This is a genomic window from Arthrobacter sp. HS15c, assembly GCF_040812005.1.
GTDB lineage: Bacteria > Actinomycetota > Actinomycetes > Actinomycetales > Micrococcaceae > Arthrobacter.
Genome location: NZ_JBFOHM010000013.1, coordinates 106,787 through 120,777, shown reverse-complemented (window position 1 = coordinate 120,777; position 13,991 = coordinate 106,787). Strand labels below are relative to the sequence as shown.

General features: G+C 66.1%; 13 protein-coding genes. 10 read left to right on the top strand and 3 right to left on the bottom strand.

Features of this window, described 5'->3' with window-relative positions:
- Positions 1-3: 3 nt before the first annotated feature.
- A complete protein-coding gene (locus tag ABV518_RS20460) occupies positions 4-1,257 on the top strand; it encodes a CapA family protein (protein WP_367770869.1) in 1,254 nt (417 codons plus the stop codon).
- A gap of 34 nt (positions 1,258-1,291) precedes the next feature.
- Here the strand turns inward: ABV518_RS20460 and ABV518_RS20455 are convergent, their stop codons facing one another.
- Positions 1,292-2,041, bottom strand: coding sequence for a type 1 glutamine amidotransferase (locus ABV518_RS20455; RefSeq protein WP_367770866.1), 750 nt, complete (start codon positions 2,039-2,041; stop codon positions 1,292-1,294).
- A complete protein-coding gene (locus tag ABV518_RS20450; RefSeq protein WP_367770863.1) occupies positions 2,038-3,330 on the bottom strand; it encodes a MurT ligase domain-containing protein in 1,293 nt (430 codons plus the stop codon). Before ABV518_RS20450 ends, ABV518_RS20455 begins: the two co-directional genes overlap by 4 nt.
- A gap of 91 nt (positions 3,331-3,421) precedes the next feature.
- Here ABV518_RS20450 and pdxT point away from each other — a divergent pair, with 91 nt between their 5' ends.
- From pdxT to ABV518_RS20405, 9 genes are all read left to right on the top strand, one after another.
- Entirely contained in the window at positions 3,422-4,132 is a 711-nt protein-coding gene (gene pdxT, locus ABV518_RS20445) for a pyridoxal 5'-phosphate synthase glutaminase subunit PdxT (protein ID WP_367770860.1), read from the top strand.
- A 3-nt stretch (positions 4,133-4,135) separates the two neighbouring features.
- Complete coding sequence (locus ABV518_RS20440) at positions 4,136-4,891, top strand: YebC/PmpR family DNA-binding transcriptional regulator (RefSeq protein ID WP_367770857.1); 756 nt, start codon at positions 4,136-4,138, stop codon at positions 4,889-4,891.
- Between the two features lie 35 nt (positions 4,892-4,926).
- Positions 4,927-5,505 carry a crossover junction endodeoxyribonuclease RuvC gene (ruvC, locus tag ABV518_RS20435; protein WP_131133111.1) on the top strand — a complete coding sequence of 193 codons (579 nt, stop codon included), beginning with the start codon at positions 4,927-4,929 and terminating at the stop codon, positions 5,503-5,505.
- 91 nt (positions 5,506-5,596) lie between these two features.
- The gene (ruvA, locus tag ABV518_RS20430) at positions 5,597-6,241 is read left to right on the top strand and encodes a Holliday junction branch migration protein RuvA (RefSeq protein ID WP_131133110.1); all 645 of its coding nucleotides are present in this window, start codon (positions 5,597-5,599) and stop codon (positions 6,239-6,241) included.
- Positions 6,234-7,322, top strand: coding sequence for a Holliday junction branch migration DNA helicase RuvB (gene ruvB, locus ABV518_RS20425; protein ID WP_367770853.1), 1,089 nt, complete (start codon positions 6,234-6,236; stop codon positions 7,320-7,322). Before ruvA ends, ruvB begins: the two co-directional genes overlap by 8 nt.
- A gap of 188 nt (positions 7,323-7,510) precedes the next feature.
- On the top strand, positions 7,511-7,915 hold the full coding sequence (gene yajC, locus ABV518_RS20420; protein ID WP_131133108.1) for a preprotein translocase subunit YajC: 405 nt from the start codon (positions 7,511-7,513) through the stop codon (positions 7,913-7,915).
- Positions 7,916-8,018: 103 nt separating this feature from the next.
- A complete protein-coding gene (gene secD, locus ABV518_RS20415) occupies positions 8,019-9,776 on the top strand; it encodes a protein translocase subunit SecD (protein WP_367770849.1) in 1,758 nt (585 codons plus the stop codon).
- A complete protein-coding gene (gene secF / locus ABV518_RS20410) occupies positions 9,777-10,796 on the top strand; it encodes a protein translocase subunit SecF (RefSeq protein ID WP_367770846.1) in 1,020 nt (339 codons plus the stop codon).
- Positions 10,797-10,931: 135 nt separating this feature from the next.
- Positions 10,932-13,325, top strand: a complete 2,394-nt coding sequence (locus ABV518_RS20405; RefSeq protein ID WP_367770843.1) for a bifunctional (p)ppGpp synthetase/guanosine-3',5'-bis(diphosphate) 3'-pyrophosphohydrolase — start codon at positions 10,932-10,934, stop codon at positions 13,323-13,325.
- Here the strand turns inward: ABV518_RS20405 and ABV518_RS20400 are convergent.
- On the bottom strand, positions 13,206-13,931 hold the full coding sequence (locus ABV518_RS20400; RefSeq protein ID WP_367770840.1) for a type IV toxin-antitoxin system AbiEi family antitoxin: 726 nt from the start codon (positions 13,929-13,931) through the stop codon (positions 13,206-13,208). The genes ABV518_RS20405 and ABV518_RS20400 overlap by 120 nt on opposite strands.
- Between the last annotated feature and the right edge of the window lie 60 nt (positions 13,932-13,991).

Sequence of the window (13,991 nt, the reverse complement as noted above, 5' to 3'; positions counted from 1 at the left end):
CCCATGGGGAACAGAAGTGGCGGCATTGCCGTCCGCGCCGGCGCAGCCATGGCTGCAGCCATACTTGTGAGCGCCATCGCCGGCTGTGGCCTGATAGCCGAACAGGCCAGCCGGCCGGCCAGCGCCGGGACCACTCCGGGGCCCGGGGCGGGCCAGCCGAGTGCCACGCCGACGCCCACCCCTACCCCCACGCCCACCCCGGGTGCCGGGCCGGCGTGCCCGACCCTGCGCTGTACCTCTGTCCTGGTCACCGGCGACATGCTGGTCCACACCCAGCTCTGGCAGCAGGCCCAGCAGGATGCCGTCGCGGCGGGGAAACCCGGACTGGACTTCACGCCACTCCTTGAAGGCCAGCGCCGTTACATCCAGGCCAGCGACCTCGCCATCTGCCACCAGGAGACACCCGTGGCCGGCCCGGAGGGGCCCTTCTCGGCCTACCCCTCGTTCAATGTCCCGCCGCAGATCATCACAGCATCCAAGGCGGTCGGATACCAGGCCTGCACCACCGCCAGCAACCACACGATCGACCGGAGCACGGACGGTCTGCTGCGGACCTTGGACGCCCTGGACGCTGCAGGGCTGAAGCACACCGGCTCCTACCGCACAGAAGCTGAGTCCCAGGGCATCCTGATCCTGCAGACACCTGCCGCCAGGATCGCCATCATCCAGGGGACCTACGGCCTCAACGGCCAATACCCCGAATACCCCTGGCAGGTCGACATGCTGGACGCACCGTCCATGATCGCCAAAGCCGTCAAGGCGCGGGCACTCGGGGCAGACATCGTGCTGGGCGCCATGCATGCCGGGGACGAGTACGCCAGTGAAGCCAACGCGCAGCAGCAGGAGGTGGCCCACGCCCTCGTGGACAGCGGCCAGTTCTCCATGATCTATGGCCACCACACGCACTCCGTGCTGCCGATCGAGAATTACAAGGGCACCTGGATCGTCTACGGGCTGGGCAACGGCGTCACCGAGCTTTCACCCTGGTATGTCGTTAACAATGAGGGCCTGCTGGTGCGGGCCCAGTTCAGCCAGGACGCGTCCGGCAAATGGTCCCCCTCAGACCTCGCCTGGGCACCATCGGTCATCGTCCGAGATCCCTACCGCTGGTGCTCCGTGGCAACGGACGCACCCCAGGGTGTGTGCGCCACGCCCGAGGCGGACGCCGCCACCCGGCTGCGGACTGTCTCCGTAGTGGAATCCATGGGCGCCGCCGCGGCGGGCGCGCACGAACTCCTCATCACGAAGCAGCCCTGACCCGCCACTGCAGTCAGGCTTTGCGGGCAGCAGGTCAGCGCGGGCGCCGCGCGGCGTGTTCCCGGGCCAGGGCTGCGTAGCTGTCATCCGGGTTACCGGGAACAAAAACCCCGAACTTGCGCTCGGCGGCGGTGCGGATGAGGAAGTCTGCGATGGCGGGGTTCTTGGGCAGCAGGGATCCGTGCAGGTAGCTGGCCACGATGTTCTTGTAGCGTGCCCCTTCCTGGCCGTCGGTGCTGTTGTTGCCGGTTCCCTTGGCAACGGTACCCAGCGGGCGGACGCCGTCGCCCAGCGTTGTCTGGCCGCTGTGGTTCTCGTAGCCCAGGACGTCGCCGAATTCGGCTGTGGCCACCTTGACGTTGCCGATCAGGCGTTCCTCGGTGCCGTGGGTTTCCACGTCCAGGATGCCGATGCCCGGAATGACCGAGCCGGAGCGGGTTTTGAAGAACCGGCCGAACAGCTGGTACAGGCCGCAGATGACCAGCATCGGGGCGCCGTCCTCGGCCAGCCCCGTGAGGACGCCGGCCCGCGACTGCAGGTCATCCTGGATGACCAGCTGCCCGCTGTCCTGCCCGCCGCCGCCCACAATAAGGTCCACGCCGTCCGGAAAGTCGTCGCCGACGTTGTACTCGAGCAGTTCGGGCGTGTAGCCGTGCCAGCTGATCCGCTGCTTGAGGACCAGGGCATTGCCCCAGTCGCCGTAGATGTTCATGTCCCGCGGGTAGAGCTGCAGCACGCGGATGGTGCCCTTGCTTCCCTGCAGGTCCTGGGTGTCCGGGCTCATGAGACCACCTCGACTGTGGTGATTTTGGACAGCTCGCGGCGGATGGCCAGCATCGCTGTGTAAGTGCAGAAAATCCTCTTTGGCTTGCCCTTGGCATCGCGGATGAACGCGGCCAGCGCTGGCGTAATGTCCGGCTGGACGGCGCCAATGCGGACGTCGTCGTACTGCAGGCGCAGTGCCATGTCGTAGGCGCGGGACCCCGTGAGCTGGTCCACGCCGCCCTCGCGGAGCGAATCGAACTCCACGTCCCAGAGCCAGGACATGTCCCGGCCGTCGGCGTAGTTGTCGTTGATGGCGATCATGGTGGCGTAGCCGCCCGCCGGGAAAGACTTTAGCCCCAGCCGGAAACCGCTGGGGTTCTTGACCAGCACCAGATCCAGGGGCTGGCCATCGACCGTCAGGCTTTCACCGCGCCCAAATGCGGGCGCCACCTGCGACAAGGCGGTGAGGAGGGTGCCGTGGTCCGCCGTCGCCGCGCCGCCGCCGCAGATACTGCGGGCCAGTGTCAGCGCCGCCGCGGCATTAAAGATGTTATAGACACCACGAAGCTTCATCCCGGTGGTGACCGTGACGCCGTCGTACTCAAAGTCCGCGGTGTCCGGCCCCACTTTCCGGAGGACGACGTCGGCCGGCGGCTTCTGGGGAAGGGCTGCGGGCGCGGGGCTGCCGGGCGCAGCCCGCATGTCGTCGTCGTTGGGAAAGGTGCTGAGGAGGGAGTCGTCCAGGCCGAAGTACTGGACGTCCTGGCCGGTGAGGGTGTCGGCAATCCGGGCCACCCGCGGGTCCTCCCGATTGAGGACCACCGTGCCGGTGGTTTTCGCGGCGATGTGCTGCAGGAGCTGTGCCGTCTTGTCGATCTCGCCGAAACGGTCCAGCTGGTCCCGCAGGACATTAAGGAGGAGGCTGTAGCGCGGCGGCACCCGGTTCACGAAGTGCACGGCGTGGGCTTCGTCCAGCTCCAGGACGGCGACGTCGGCGGTGAGCCGGCCGCGCCAGTCCACCTCGCCCAGCAGCGCGGCGGCCACACCCCGCGTGAAGTTGCTGCCGGTGCGGTTGGTGAAAACCTTCAGGCCCTGGCTTTCCAGGAGTTCCACCACCATTTTGGTGGTGGTGGTCTTGCCGTTGGTTCCGCTCACGACGGCAACGCCGTGGGGGAGGGTGGCGAGCGTCCGCTGCATAAAGCCGGGGTCGATTTTCTCGACCACCAGCCCGGGCAGGGCGGACCCGCCACCCCTAAGCCGGGACACCCGGCGGACCAGCTTGCCGAGCGGAACACTGATGTAAAGCATGCTCTGTAATATATCCCAGCAACGGCATAGAACCCCGCCCGGGACGGGCTCCGGGCGGCGGCCCGGGCAGTTCGCGCATTATGCTGAATGGATGACAAACCCCCTTTCGGCAGCTTCTGCACGCGTGGGCTCGGGCCTGCGGATCGGCGTCCTGGCGCTCCAGGGCGACTTCCGCGAGCACCTGAAGGCCGTGGAGGCCGCCGGTGCCGCCGGAATCGGAATCCGCCGGCCCAAAGAACTGGACGGCCTGGACGGCCTCATCATTCCCGGCGGCGAATCCACCGCCATCGACAAGCTGGCCCGCGCCTTCGAACTCGCCGGGCCGATCAAGGACCGCATCGGCGAGGGCCTGCCGGTCTACGGCTCCTGCGCCGGCATGATCCTGTTGGCCGACGAGATCGCCGACCCGGCCACCGACCTGGCCGGAAACCCGCAGCAGACCTTCGGCGGCCTGGACATCACCGTGCGGCGCAACGCCTTCGGGCGCCAGCGCGAATCGTTTGAAACGGACCTGGACTTCAAGGGCCTGGAGTTCAGCGCCACGGAATCCGGCGTGGCCCCCGTGCACGCCGTATTTATCCGCGGCCCCTGGGTGGAACGCGTCGGCGCCGGCGTCGAGGTCCTCGCCCAGGTGGAGCCCGCAGACCCCGAACACGCATCCCACGCGGCAAGCCTGCCCGGGACAGCTAGAATTGTTGCAGTGCGTTCAGGCCACCTGCTGGCCACCTCCTTCCACCCGGAAGTGACTGGGGAGAAACGCGTACACGAACTTTTTATCCGCATGATCAGAGGAGAAGCGTAAAGCATGTCAGGCCACTCCAAATGGGCAACGACCAAGCACAAGAAGGCCATCCTCGATAGCCGCCGCGCAAAATCGTTCGCCAAGCTGATCAAGAACATCGAAGTCGCCGCACGCATGGGCGGCCCGGACCTCGCCGGCAACCCGAGCCTCGAACTCGCAGTCACCAAGGCCAAGAAGACCTCCGTTCCCGCGGACAACATCGACCGCGCCATCAAGCGCGGCGCCGGCCTCACCGGTGAAGTGGTCGACTACACCGAGATCATGTACGAATGCCGCGGCCCGCAGGGCTCGGCCCTGCTCATCGAGTGCCTCACGGACAACAAGAACCGCGCCGCCTCGGAAGTCCGCCTCGCCATTTCCCGCAACGGCGGCACCATCGCCGATCCGGGTTCGGTCAGCTACCTCTTCAGCCGCAAGGGTGTGGTCACGCTGCCCAAGAACGGGCTCACCGAGGACGACGTCCTGATGGCCGTACTCGACGCCGGCGCCGAGGAAGTCAAGGACAACGGCGACACCTTCGAGATCCACTCGGACCCGAAGGACCTCCAGGCAGTCCGGGACGCCCTCAAGGAGGCCGGCATCGAGTACGACACCGATGAAGCCGAGTTTGTGCCTTCCATGGAGGTTTCCCTCGACCTCGAAGCCGCCAAGAAGTTCATGAAGCTCGTTGACGCCCTGGAAGACCTCGACGACGTCCAGAACGTCTACAGCAACGCCGACCTCAGCGACGAAGTCCAGGCCGCCCTGGAATCCGAGTGACCCACCGCGTTGCGGCCTAAGGCGGTTGTCCCGGGGTGACGCTGCGCGTACTGGGCGTTGACCCTGGACTTACCCGCTGCGGCATCGGCGTCGTTGACGTCGAGCGGAACCGGCGGGCCACGATGGTGGCCGTCGGGGTGGTGGGCACCTCCCCGGAGGAAACCCTGGACCAGCGGCTGCTGGTCATTGCCCTGGCCATCGACGAGTGGCTGGACCGCTACGAACCGCACGTCCTCGCCGTCGAGCGCGTCTTCTCGCAGCTGAACGTCAGCACGGTGATGGGCGTGGCACAGGCGTCCGGCGTGGTGATCGCCGCCGCAGCCAGGCGCGGGATTCCGGTGGCCCTGCACACGCCGTCGGAAGTCAAAGCCGCCGTCACCGGCAGCGGAAACTCCAACAAGGAGGCCGTGACTAAGCTGGTCACGAAGATCCTCCGGCTGGATGCGCCGCCGCGCCCGGCGGACGCAGCTGATGCCCTGGCGCTGGCCATCACCCACGCCTGGCGGGCAGGCAGCGGCGCCGCCGTAGCCACCACCGGTCCCGGCAGCCTCTCGCTGACACCGGCCCAGCGCGCCTGGGCGGACGCCGAGGCGAAGGCGCGCCGCGCACGGTGAATGTCCTGGCATCTTGCTAGGGTATTCGTAGATATGTTCGGATAGCCGGTCCTACCCCCACAGAGCCCGGCAGTACACCAGGAGCCCGGCCTTGATCAGTTTCCTTCGCGGAACCGTAGCGCACATTGGCCTTTCCACGGCTGTGATCGACCTCAACGGCGCGGGAATGAGCGTCAACGCCACGCCGCAGACGCTCAGCCGCCTCCGGACCGGGGAAGAGGGCAAGCTCTTCACCTCCCTGATCGTCCGCGAGGATTCGCTAACCCTGTTCGGATTCGCCTCCGACGACGAACGCGAAGTCTTCGATGTCCTGCTCAGCGTCAGCGGCGTCGGTCCCCGGCTCGCACTGGCAGTCCTTGCCGTCCACGAACCTGAAGCCATCCGGGTTGCCGCCCACACGGGCGACAGCAAGACGTTCACCAAAGTGCCCGGGATCGGCCCCAAGGTGGGCGGCCGGATCGTGCTGGAACTCGCCGGCAAGCTGGTTCCGCACGGAACTGCCGGTGCAGCCAGCGTGGCCACCCCGGCCGAAGCCGCCTGGAAGCCGCAGGTGGTGGCGGCCATGACCAGCCTTGGCTGGTCGGAGAAGGACGCCACGTCCAGCATCGACAAGGCCCTGGCCGACGACCCCGAGGTCTCGTTCCGCGGCAACGTGGCCGAAATCCTGCGGACCACGCTCCGCTGGCTGGGCCAGGACGGCGCGCGGGCCGGCAACCGCGTAGGCAGCCGTGGCTGAAGCGTCGGTGGTGGCGGCAGCGGAGGAGCCCGAAGACCGCGTGATAGAGGCCGCCCTCCGGCCCAAGAACCTGGATGACTTCGTGGGCCAGCACCGCGTCCGCAAGCAGCTCTCGCTCGTACTGCAGGCCTCGCGGATGCGCGGCCGCAGCGCCGACCACGTCCTGTTTTCGGGGCCCCCGGGCCTGGGCAAGACCACGCTGGCCATGATCGTGGCAGCTGAAATGAACGCGCCGCTGCGCATCAGCAGCGGGCCCGCCATCCAGCACGCCGGCGACCTCGCCGCCATCCTGTCCTCCCTCTCCGAAGGCGAAGTCCTGTTCCTGGACGAGATCCACCGGATGTCCCGGCCGGCGGAGGAAATGCTGTACATGGCCATGGAGGACTTCCGGGTGGACATCGTGGTGGGCAAGGGCGCCGGTGCCACCGCGATTCCGCTGGACCTGCCGCCGTTCACCCTGGTGGGCGCCACCACCAGGGCCGGGTTGCTGCCCGGCCCGCTGCGCGACAGGTTCGGTTTCACCGGGCACCTTGAGTTCTACTCGGTGCCGGAACTCGAACTGGTCCTCAGGAGGTCCGCCGGGCTGCTGGACCTGAAGGTCAACTCTGCCGGCTTCAGCGAAATCGCCGGGCGGTCCCGGGGCACCCCCCGTATTGCCAACCGCCTGCTTCGCCGCGTCCGTGACTGGGCCCTCGTCCACGGCCTCGAACAGATCGATGCCCGCGCCGCCTCCGCAGCGCTGGACATGTACGAAGTGGACAAGCGGGGCCTGGATCGGCTTGACCGTGCCGTCCTCGAAGCGCTCATCACTAAATTTGGCGGCGGCCCCGTGGGCCTTTCCACCCTGGCCATCGCCGTGGGCGAAGAAACTGAGACCGTGGAAACGGTGGCGGAACCGTTCCTGGTCCGCGAAGGCCTCCTGGGCCGGACGCCGAGGGGCCGCATCGCCATGGCCCCTGCATGGACCCACCTCGGCTATGCCATCCCGTCCGGCGTGTTCAGCCAGGAGCCGCTGGACCTCTTCGAAACAGACAGCGGGGACGACGAAACCGCCGTCGACTGGGCCCCCAACAGCCAATAGCGCCGTCCTTTCAGCTTTTCCCTTTAGACTGGGTATGACGCCCGGCACGTTTGCGTCTTTGTTCCCGCAGGCGGCTCCAGCAGCTGCCGGTGGATGGCAGGCGGTTCGCCGCCCGGCCACCCGGTGCAAAGCCGACGGCGCCTTAAACCAATACGCCAGTACAGATCGGAAACATCCCTGTGGATCCCATGAACATCGTCTTGTTCGCCATGCTCGGAATTTTTATCTTCATGATGTTCCGCCGCAACAAGAAGACCAAGGAGCAGCAAGCAACGCTGCAGTCCCAGTTCGCACCTGGGGTTGAGGTCATGACGAGCTTCGGTCTTTTTGGCCGGATTGTCTCCATGGATGATGAAGAAAACAAAGTCGTACTGGAGCTCTCCCCGGGCAACCTTGCCACGGTGCACCGCCAGGCTGTCACCAAAATTGTTGAGCCTGCTGCTGTTGCTGAGGAAGAGACTGCGGTTGTCCCCGACGACGCGTCCTCGCTGACCACCCAGGACGCCGGAACGCCCACCACTCCCGCTGCCGCCGTCGAAACCCCGGACGAGACCCTCAAGCGCCTCAACGACGAGGGCAAGAAGGACAGCTAGTCCCGCCCACCGCATTCCAGCACCTCTACGGCAGCGGGCTGCCGCCGATGGGAGCGAAAGCTCGCATCGGCGGTTCCTGAAGTGAATAAAAGAAAGATCGACAATGGCACGAACTGGCCCCAAAAAATCAGGCCTCAGGGTACTCGTCTGGCTTGGCGTAGTCCTCGCAGTGCTGACGGCCGTCCTTGCTGGCGGCACTATCGCCGGACAGGCCAGCTGGGCACCCAAGCTGGCGCTGGACCTCGAAGGCGGCACCCAGATGATCCTGGCGCCCAAGGTTGAGGGCGGTTCGGACATTAACGAGGACCAGCTCAACCAGGCGGTGGCCATCATCCGCCAGCGCGTTGACGGCTCCGGCGTTGCCGAAGCGGAAATCAGCACCCAGTCAGGCCGCAACGTGGTTGTCAGCCTTCCCGGCACGCCCTCCACCCAGACACGGGCACTGATCCAGGCCTCCGCAGACATGAACTTCCGCCCGGTACTCCTCAACGGAGCCGGCGCTGCCGTGCCCACCGAATCGCTCACACCCGAGGACCAGCTGCCGAAGCCGACGGCGGAACCCGCCAACAGCAGCGACATCAACTGGATCACCGCTGAGGTGTACCGCCAGTTCGAGACCCTCGACTGCGACAACCCGGCCCAGGACAAGCAGGAGCGTTCCGACCCTGCAAAGCCGCTCGTGACCTGCGAGCCCGCAACGGCCACCACCCCGGCCATCAAGTACATTCTGGGACCGGTGGAGGTCAAGGGCAGCAACATTGTCACCTCCTCCTTCCAGCTCCAGCAGGGCGCACAGGGTGCCGTGACCAATGAATGGGCCGTCAACATCCAGTTCGACGGCGACGGAACGGCCAAGTTCAAAGAGGTCACCGAACGCCTGAACCAGTTCTACGTGGCAGCCGGCGGCGAAACAGGCACCGACCCCAAGTCGCAGTTCGCGATCGTACTGGATGACCAGGTCATCTCCGCGCCGCGTTCCCTGGCAGTCATCACCGATGGCCGCCCGCAGATCACCGGCGGCTTCACCGAGCAGTCGGCCAAGGCGCTCTCCGACCAGCTGCGCTTCGGCGCGCTGCCCATCAGCTTCGAGATCCAGAGTGAACAGCAGATCTCCGCGACACTCGGTGGCGAACAGCTCCGCATGGGCCTGCTGGCCGGCGTCATTGGCCTGCTGCTGGTGGTGGTGTACTCGCTCTTCCAGTACCGGGCGCTGGGCTTCGTGACCATCGCCTCCCTCGTGGTGGCCGGTGCGCTGACGTACCTCGCCATCGCGATCCTGGGCTGGACCGAAAACTACCGGCTCTCACTGGCCGGTGTCGCCGGCCTCATTGTGGCAATCGGCCAGACCGCGGACTCGTTCATCGTCTACTTCGAACGAATCCGCGACGAGCTGCGCGAAGGCCGCGGACTGGTGTCCGCCGTCGAAAACGGCTGGAAGCGCGCCAAGCGCACCGTCCTGGCCTCCAAGGCTGTCAACCTGCTCGCAGCCCTGGTGCTGTACTTCGTGGCAGTGGGCAACGTCCGGGGCTTCGCATTCACCCTCGGCCTGACCGCCATCGCCGACCTCATCGTCGTCTTTATGTTCACGCACCCGACGCTGCAGATGATTGCACGTACCAAGTTCTTCGGCGAAGGCCACCGGTTCTCCGGCCTCGACCCGAAGCAACTCGGGGCCGTGCCGCTGTACCGCGGCGCCGGCCGCCTGCGCACCCCCGACTCGAAGCCCGCCGTCGTCCGGGCCAAGAACACCGGTGCCGCCGCTGAGGCAGAACGCAGGATGACCATCGCGGAACGCCGCCTCGCGGAGAAGCAGGAGCAGCTCACCGGCTCCTCCAAGAGCGCAGCCAAGGAGAACAAGTAAATGTCCAGCTTTGCCACTTTCGGTAACGAGCTCTATTCCGGCAAGCGCTCGTACAACTTTGTCGGCGCCAAGAAGATCTGGTTCCTCATTGCGGCCGTTGCCGTTGCCCTGTCCATCCTCATCCCGGTGGCAAAGGGCGGCTTCAACCTCGGCATCGAGTTCCGCGGCGGCTCCGAATTCACGGTCTCCAACGTCAAGACGACGGACGCCTCCGTCGGCGAAAAAGCCGTCCAGGACATCGTCGCGGGGAGCATTCCGCGCGTGGCCAATGTGGCCGGTACCACCATGAGGATCCAGACGGACAAGCTCACGGACGAAGAAACCCTCAAGATCAAGGAGGGACTGACGGCAGCCTACGGCGTCACGGACAACGAGGTGACGTCCACGTTTGTGGGTCCCACGTGGGGTGCGGATGTGACTAAGCAGGCACTGATCGGCCTGGTGATCTTCGTGGTCCTCGCCGCCCTCCTCATGGCGCTCTACTTCCGGACCTGGAAGATGTCCCTGTCCGCGATCGCCGGCATGCTGGTGACGATGTTCATCACCGCCGGGGTATACGCCCTCAGTGACTTCGAGGTGACGCCGTCCGCCATCATCGGGTTCCTGACGGTGCTCAGCTACTCGCTGTATGACACCGTGGTGGTCTTCGACAAGATCCGCGAAAACACCGCCGATCTCGATGCCTCCACCCGCCGTACATTCGGTGAGGAAGTCAACCTCGCGGTCAACCAGACCCTCGTGCGTTCCATCAACACCATGATGGTTGCCATCCTCCCCGTGGGCGCCATCCTGTTCATCGGCGCCGGCCTCCTGGGCGCGGGCACGCTCCGCGACCTGTCGCTGGCATTGTTCGTCGGCATCCTGATCGGCACGGCCGCCACGATCTTCGTGGCAGCCCCCATGTATGCCTGGCTGCGCCAGAACGAACCCGACCTGGTGAAGCAGGCCAAGCGCGTGGAACACCGGCGGAACGAGGCGGCGTCCAAGGCCGCCGTCCCCGCCGAACCCGCGCAGGCCTGACACCCGGCGTGAACGGGCCCGCCGGCATCAGGAGACTGATGCCGGCCGGCCCGTTCGCATTTAATCGCCGGTTACATTTGTGTGCTGATCGGGGAATAGACTGGGGTAATTAAACGGGTCGTGAGGGGTGCTTCATTGGAAGAACGTTCGGCGTCGGCGCCAACGGCAGACGGAGACAACGGTCCGGGCCGCGGACCGCAGACCGGGCTGGTGCCTGCCGCACGTCCAGGGCAGGCCGTCCCCGTGGACAACTCCGGGGCCAGGCCCACCTTCCCGGGGCGCCGCGAACGCACGCGTTCCCGCCTGGCACGGCTCACCGGCCGCGGCGCGGCCAGCTATTCGCCCATCCTCGAACCGCTGCTGCGGACCGTCCGGGCCAATAACCCCAAAGAGGACTTCGACCTCATCCAGCGGGCCTTCGATGTCGCCGAACGCAGCCACCGCGGACAGAAACGCAAAAGCGGCGATCCCTACATCACCCACCCGGTCGCGGTGGCCACCATCCTTGCCGAACTCGGACTGAGCGGCACCACGCTGGCAGCTGCGCTGCTCCACGACACAGTTGAGGACACCCCCTACACGCTGTCGGACCTGAAGAGGGACTTCGGTCCCGAGGTCGCCATGCTCGTGGACGGCGTCACCAAACTGGACAAGGTCAGCTTCGGCGAAGCAGCCCAGTCCGAGACCGTGCGCAAAATGGTTGTGGCCATGGCCAAGGACATCCGCGTCCTCATGATCAAACTGGCGGACCGCCTCCACAACGCACGCACGTGGCGTTTCGTCTCCGCCGAATCCTCCGCGCGGAAGGCCCGCGAGACCCTGGAGATCTTCGCCCCGCTGGCCCACCGGTTGGGTATGAACACCATCAAGTGGGAACTGGAGGACCTGTCCTTCGCGGCGCTCTACCCGAAGGTCTACGAGGAAATCGTCCGGATGGTGGGGGACCGTACCCCGGAACGCGAAAAGAGCCTGGGTGTCATCCGCGACCAGATCACCGAGGACCTCCGCGCCGCCAGGATCAAGGCCACCATCACCGGCCGGCCCAAGCACTACTACTCGATCTACCAGAAGATGGTGGTCCGGGACAAAGACTTCGACGACATCAACGACCTGATGGGCGTCCGCGTGCTGGTGGACTCCGTCCGGGACTGCTACGCGGCACTGGGGACCATGCACTCGCGCTGGAACCCGCTGCCTGGGCGGTTCAAGGATTACATTGCGATGCCGAAGTTCAACATGTACCAGTCCCTGCACACCACGGTGATCGGTCCGGGCGGCAAGCCCGTGGAAATCCAGATCCGGACCCACGAGATGCACCGCCGCGCGGAATATGGTGTCGCCGCGCACTGGAAGTACAAGGACCAGCCCAACCGGACGGCCACCGGCCCCGGCAGCCCCCGGGACGGCGACATGGGCTGGCTCCGGTCCCTGGTGGACTGGCAGCAGGAAACCTCGGATCCGGGGGAGTTCCTGGATTCGCTCCGGTTCGAAATCAACGCCCGTGAGGTGTTTGTTTTCACGCCGAAGGGCGAAGTGATGGCCCTGCCGGCCGGATCCACCCCCGTGGATTTTGCGTACGCCGTCCACACCGAGGTGGGACACCGCACCATCGGCGCACGCGTCAACGGCAAGCTGGTCCCGCTGAACAGCGAACTGAACCATGGCGACTGGGTGGAGATTTTCACGTCGAAGGCCGAAGGCGCCGGCCCCAGCCAGGACTGGCAGCACTTCGTTAAGAGCGCCCGGGCGCGGAACAAGATCCGCCAGTGGTTCAGCAAAGAGCGCCGCGAAGAGGCAATCGACCGGGGCAAGGAACTGCTGACGCGGGCCATGCGCAAACAGAACCTGCCCCTGCAGCGGCTGATGACGCACGAGGCCCTGGCCGCGGTGGCAGAGGACTTCAAGTACGTGGACATCTCCGGCCTCTACGCCGGCGTTGGCGACGGTCACACGTCGGCCCAGTCGGTGATGGAAAAGCTCGTCGAGAGCCTCGGCGGGAGCGAAAGCACCGACGACGACATCACCGAAGTCAGCATCCCCACTCAGGTGGCCAAGACCCGCTTCTCCGATTCCGGTGTGGTGGTGCGGGGCGTCGGCGACGTCTGGGTGAAGCTGGCCCGCTGCTGCACGCCGGTGCCGCCGGACCCGATCCTCGGATTTGTCACGCGCGGCTCAGGTGTGTCGGTGCACCGGACAGACTGCACCAACATCTCGGACCTGAAGGACCAGCCGGACAGGATCGTGGACGTTGACTGGGCACCCACCCAATCAAGCGTGTTCCTCGTGGAGATCCAGGTGGAGGCCCTGGACCGCAAATCGCTGCTGTCCGACGTGACAAGGGTCCTGTCAGAGAACCACGTCAACATCCTGGCGGCCAGTGTGCACACGTCCACGGACCGGGTAGCCATCTCACGGTTCGCTTTCGAGATGGGTGACCCCAAGTACCTCAGCCACGTCCTCAGCGCCGTCAGGCGGATCGACGGCGTCTTCGACGTCTACCGGACCACCGGCAACAAACGGCGGAGCTAACAGGGCGAGCTTCTCCAGGGCGGACCTTTTGTGCGGCACGCGCGGAGTGGATTCGATGGCCAGCACCAACAGGCGCAGCCGGACATCCTTCTCCGGCCTGGACAGCAGGGCTTCCAGAGCCGGCAGTGCCCGCTGTGCATCCACATGCAGGGCAATGTCCAGCGCCGTACGCAATGGGCTGGAGACCATCAGCCCGCCCAGGCTGACGACGTCGAACGGACCCAGCCGTACCTCATGCAGGGTGCACCCGCGCGTGTTCCGCAGGCTTGAAATCCTGCGTTTGGCGTCCACGAGCAGTGCCAGCCGGTCGGGTTCGCCTGCGCAGCCGTAGATCCAGGCGGCGGTCATCCTGCCGGCCACCACCCGCTGCCGGATGGCTGCCGGCACGGCGTTGGCCGCCGCCCGCGCCCTCATCTGCGGCGACGCGGCAACGTCCGGGAGCGCATAGCCATGCTGGTGGAACTGGCTGAGCACACCGTCGCCGGCCATCGACTGGAGCTCCGGCCAGGTGAAAGGCTTTCCTGGCGAGTAGAGCTCGGGGAAGCGGGGGAGCGCTGCTGGTGCCGGGGCGGCCGCCGCGGCGGCCGAAGGGGACGGAATGGCCATTCAGCCATCCTGCCGCGTATCCCACAAACGCGTACAGGCCCGGCTGCGGTTATGTGGATA

Coding starts and splice junctions, on each gene's coding strand:
- yajC (WP_131133108.1), top strand. CDS start 7,511: ATGAACATCGTCTTGTTCGCCATGCTCGGAATTTTTATCTTCATGATG.
- ABV518_RS20400 (WP_367770840.1), bottom strand. CDS start 13,931: ATGGCCATTCCGTCCCCTTCGGCCGCCGCGGCGGCCGCCCCGGCACCA.
- ABV518_RS20460 (WP_367770869.1), top strand. CDS start 4: ATGGGGAACAGAAGTGGCGGCATTGCCGTCCGCGCCGGCGCAGCCATG.
- ABV518_RS20440 (WP_367770857.1), top strand. CDS start 4,136: ATGTCAGGCCACTCCAAATGGGCAACGACCAAGCACAAGAAGGCCATC.
- secD (WP_367770849.1), top strand. CDS start 8,019: ATGGCACGAACTGGCCCCAAAAAATCAGGCCTCAGGGTACTCGTCTGG.
- secF (WP_367770846.1), top strand. CDS start 9,777: ATGTCCAGCTTTGCCACTTTCGGTAACGAGCTCTATTCCGGCAAGCGC.
- pdxT (WP_367770860.1), top strand. CDS start 3,422: ATGACAAACCCCCTTTCGGCAGCTTCTGCACGCGTGGGCTCGGGCCTG.
- ABV518_RS20450 (WP_367770863.1), bottom strand. CDS start 3,330: ATGCTTTACATCAGTGTTCCGCTCGGCAAGCTGGTCCGCCGGGTGTCC.
- ABV518_RS20455 (WP_367770866.1), bottom strand. CDS start 2,041: ATGAGCCCGGACACCCAGGACCTGCAGGGAAGCAAGGGCACCATCCGC.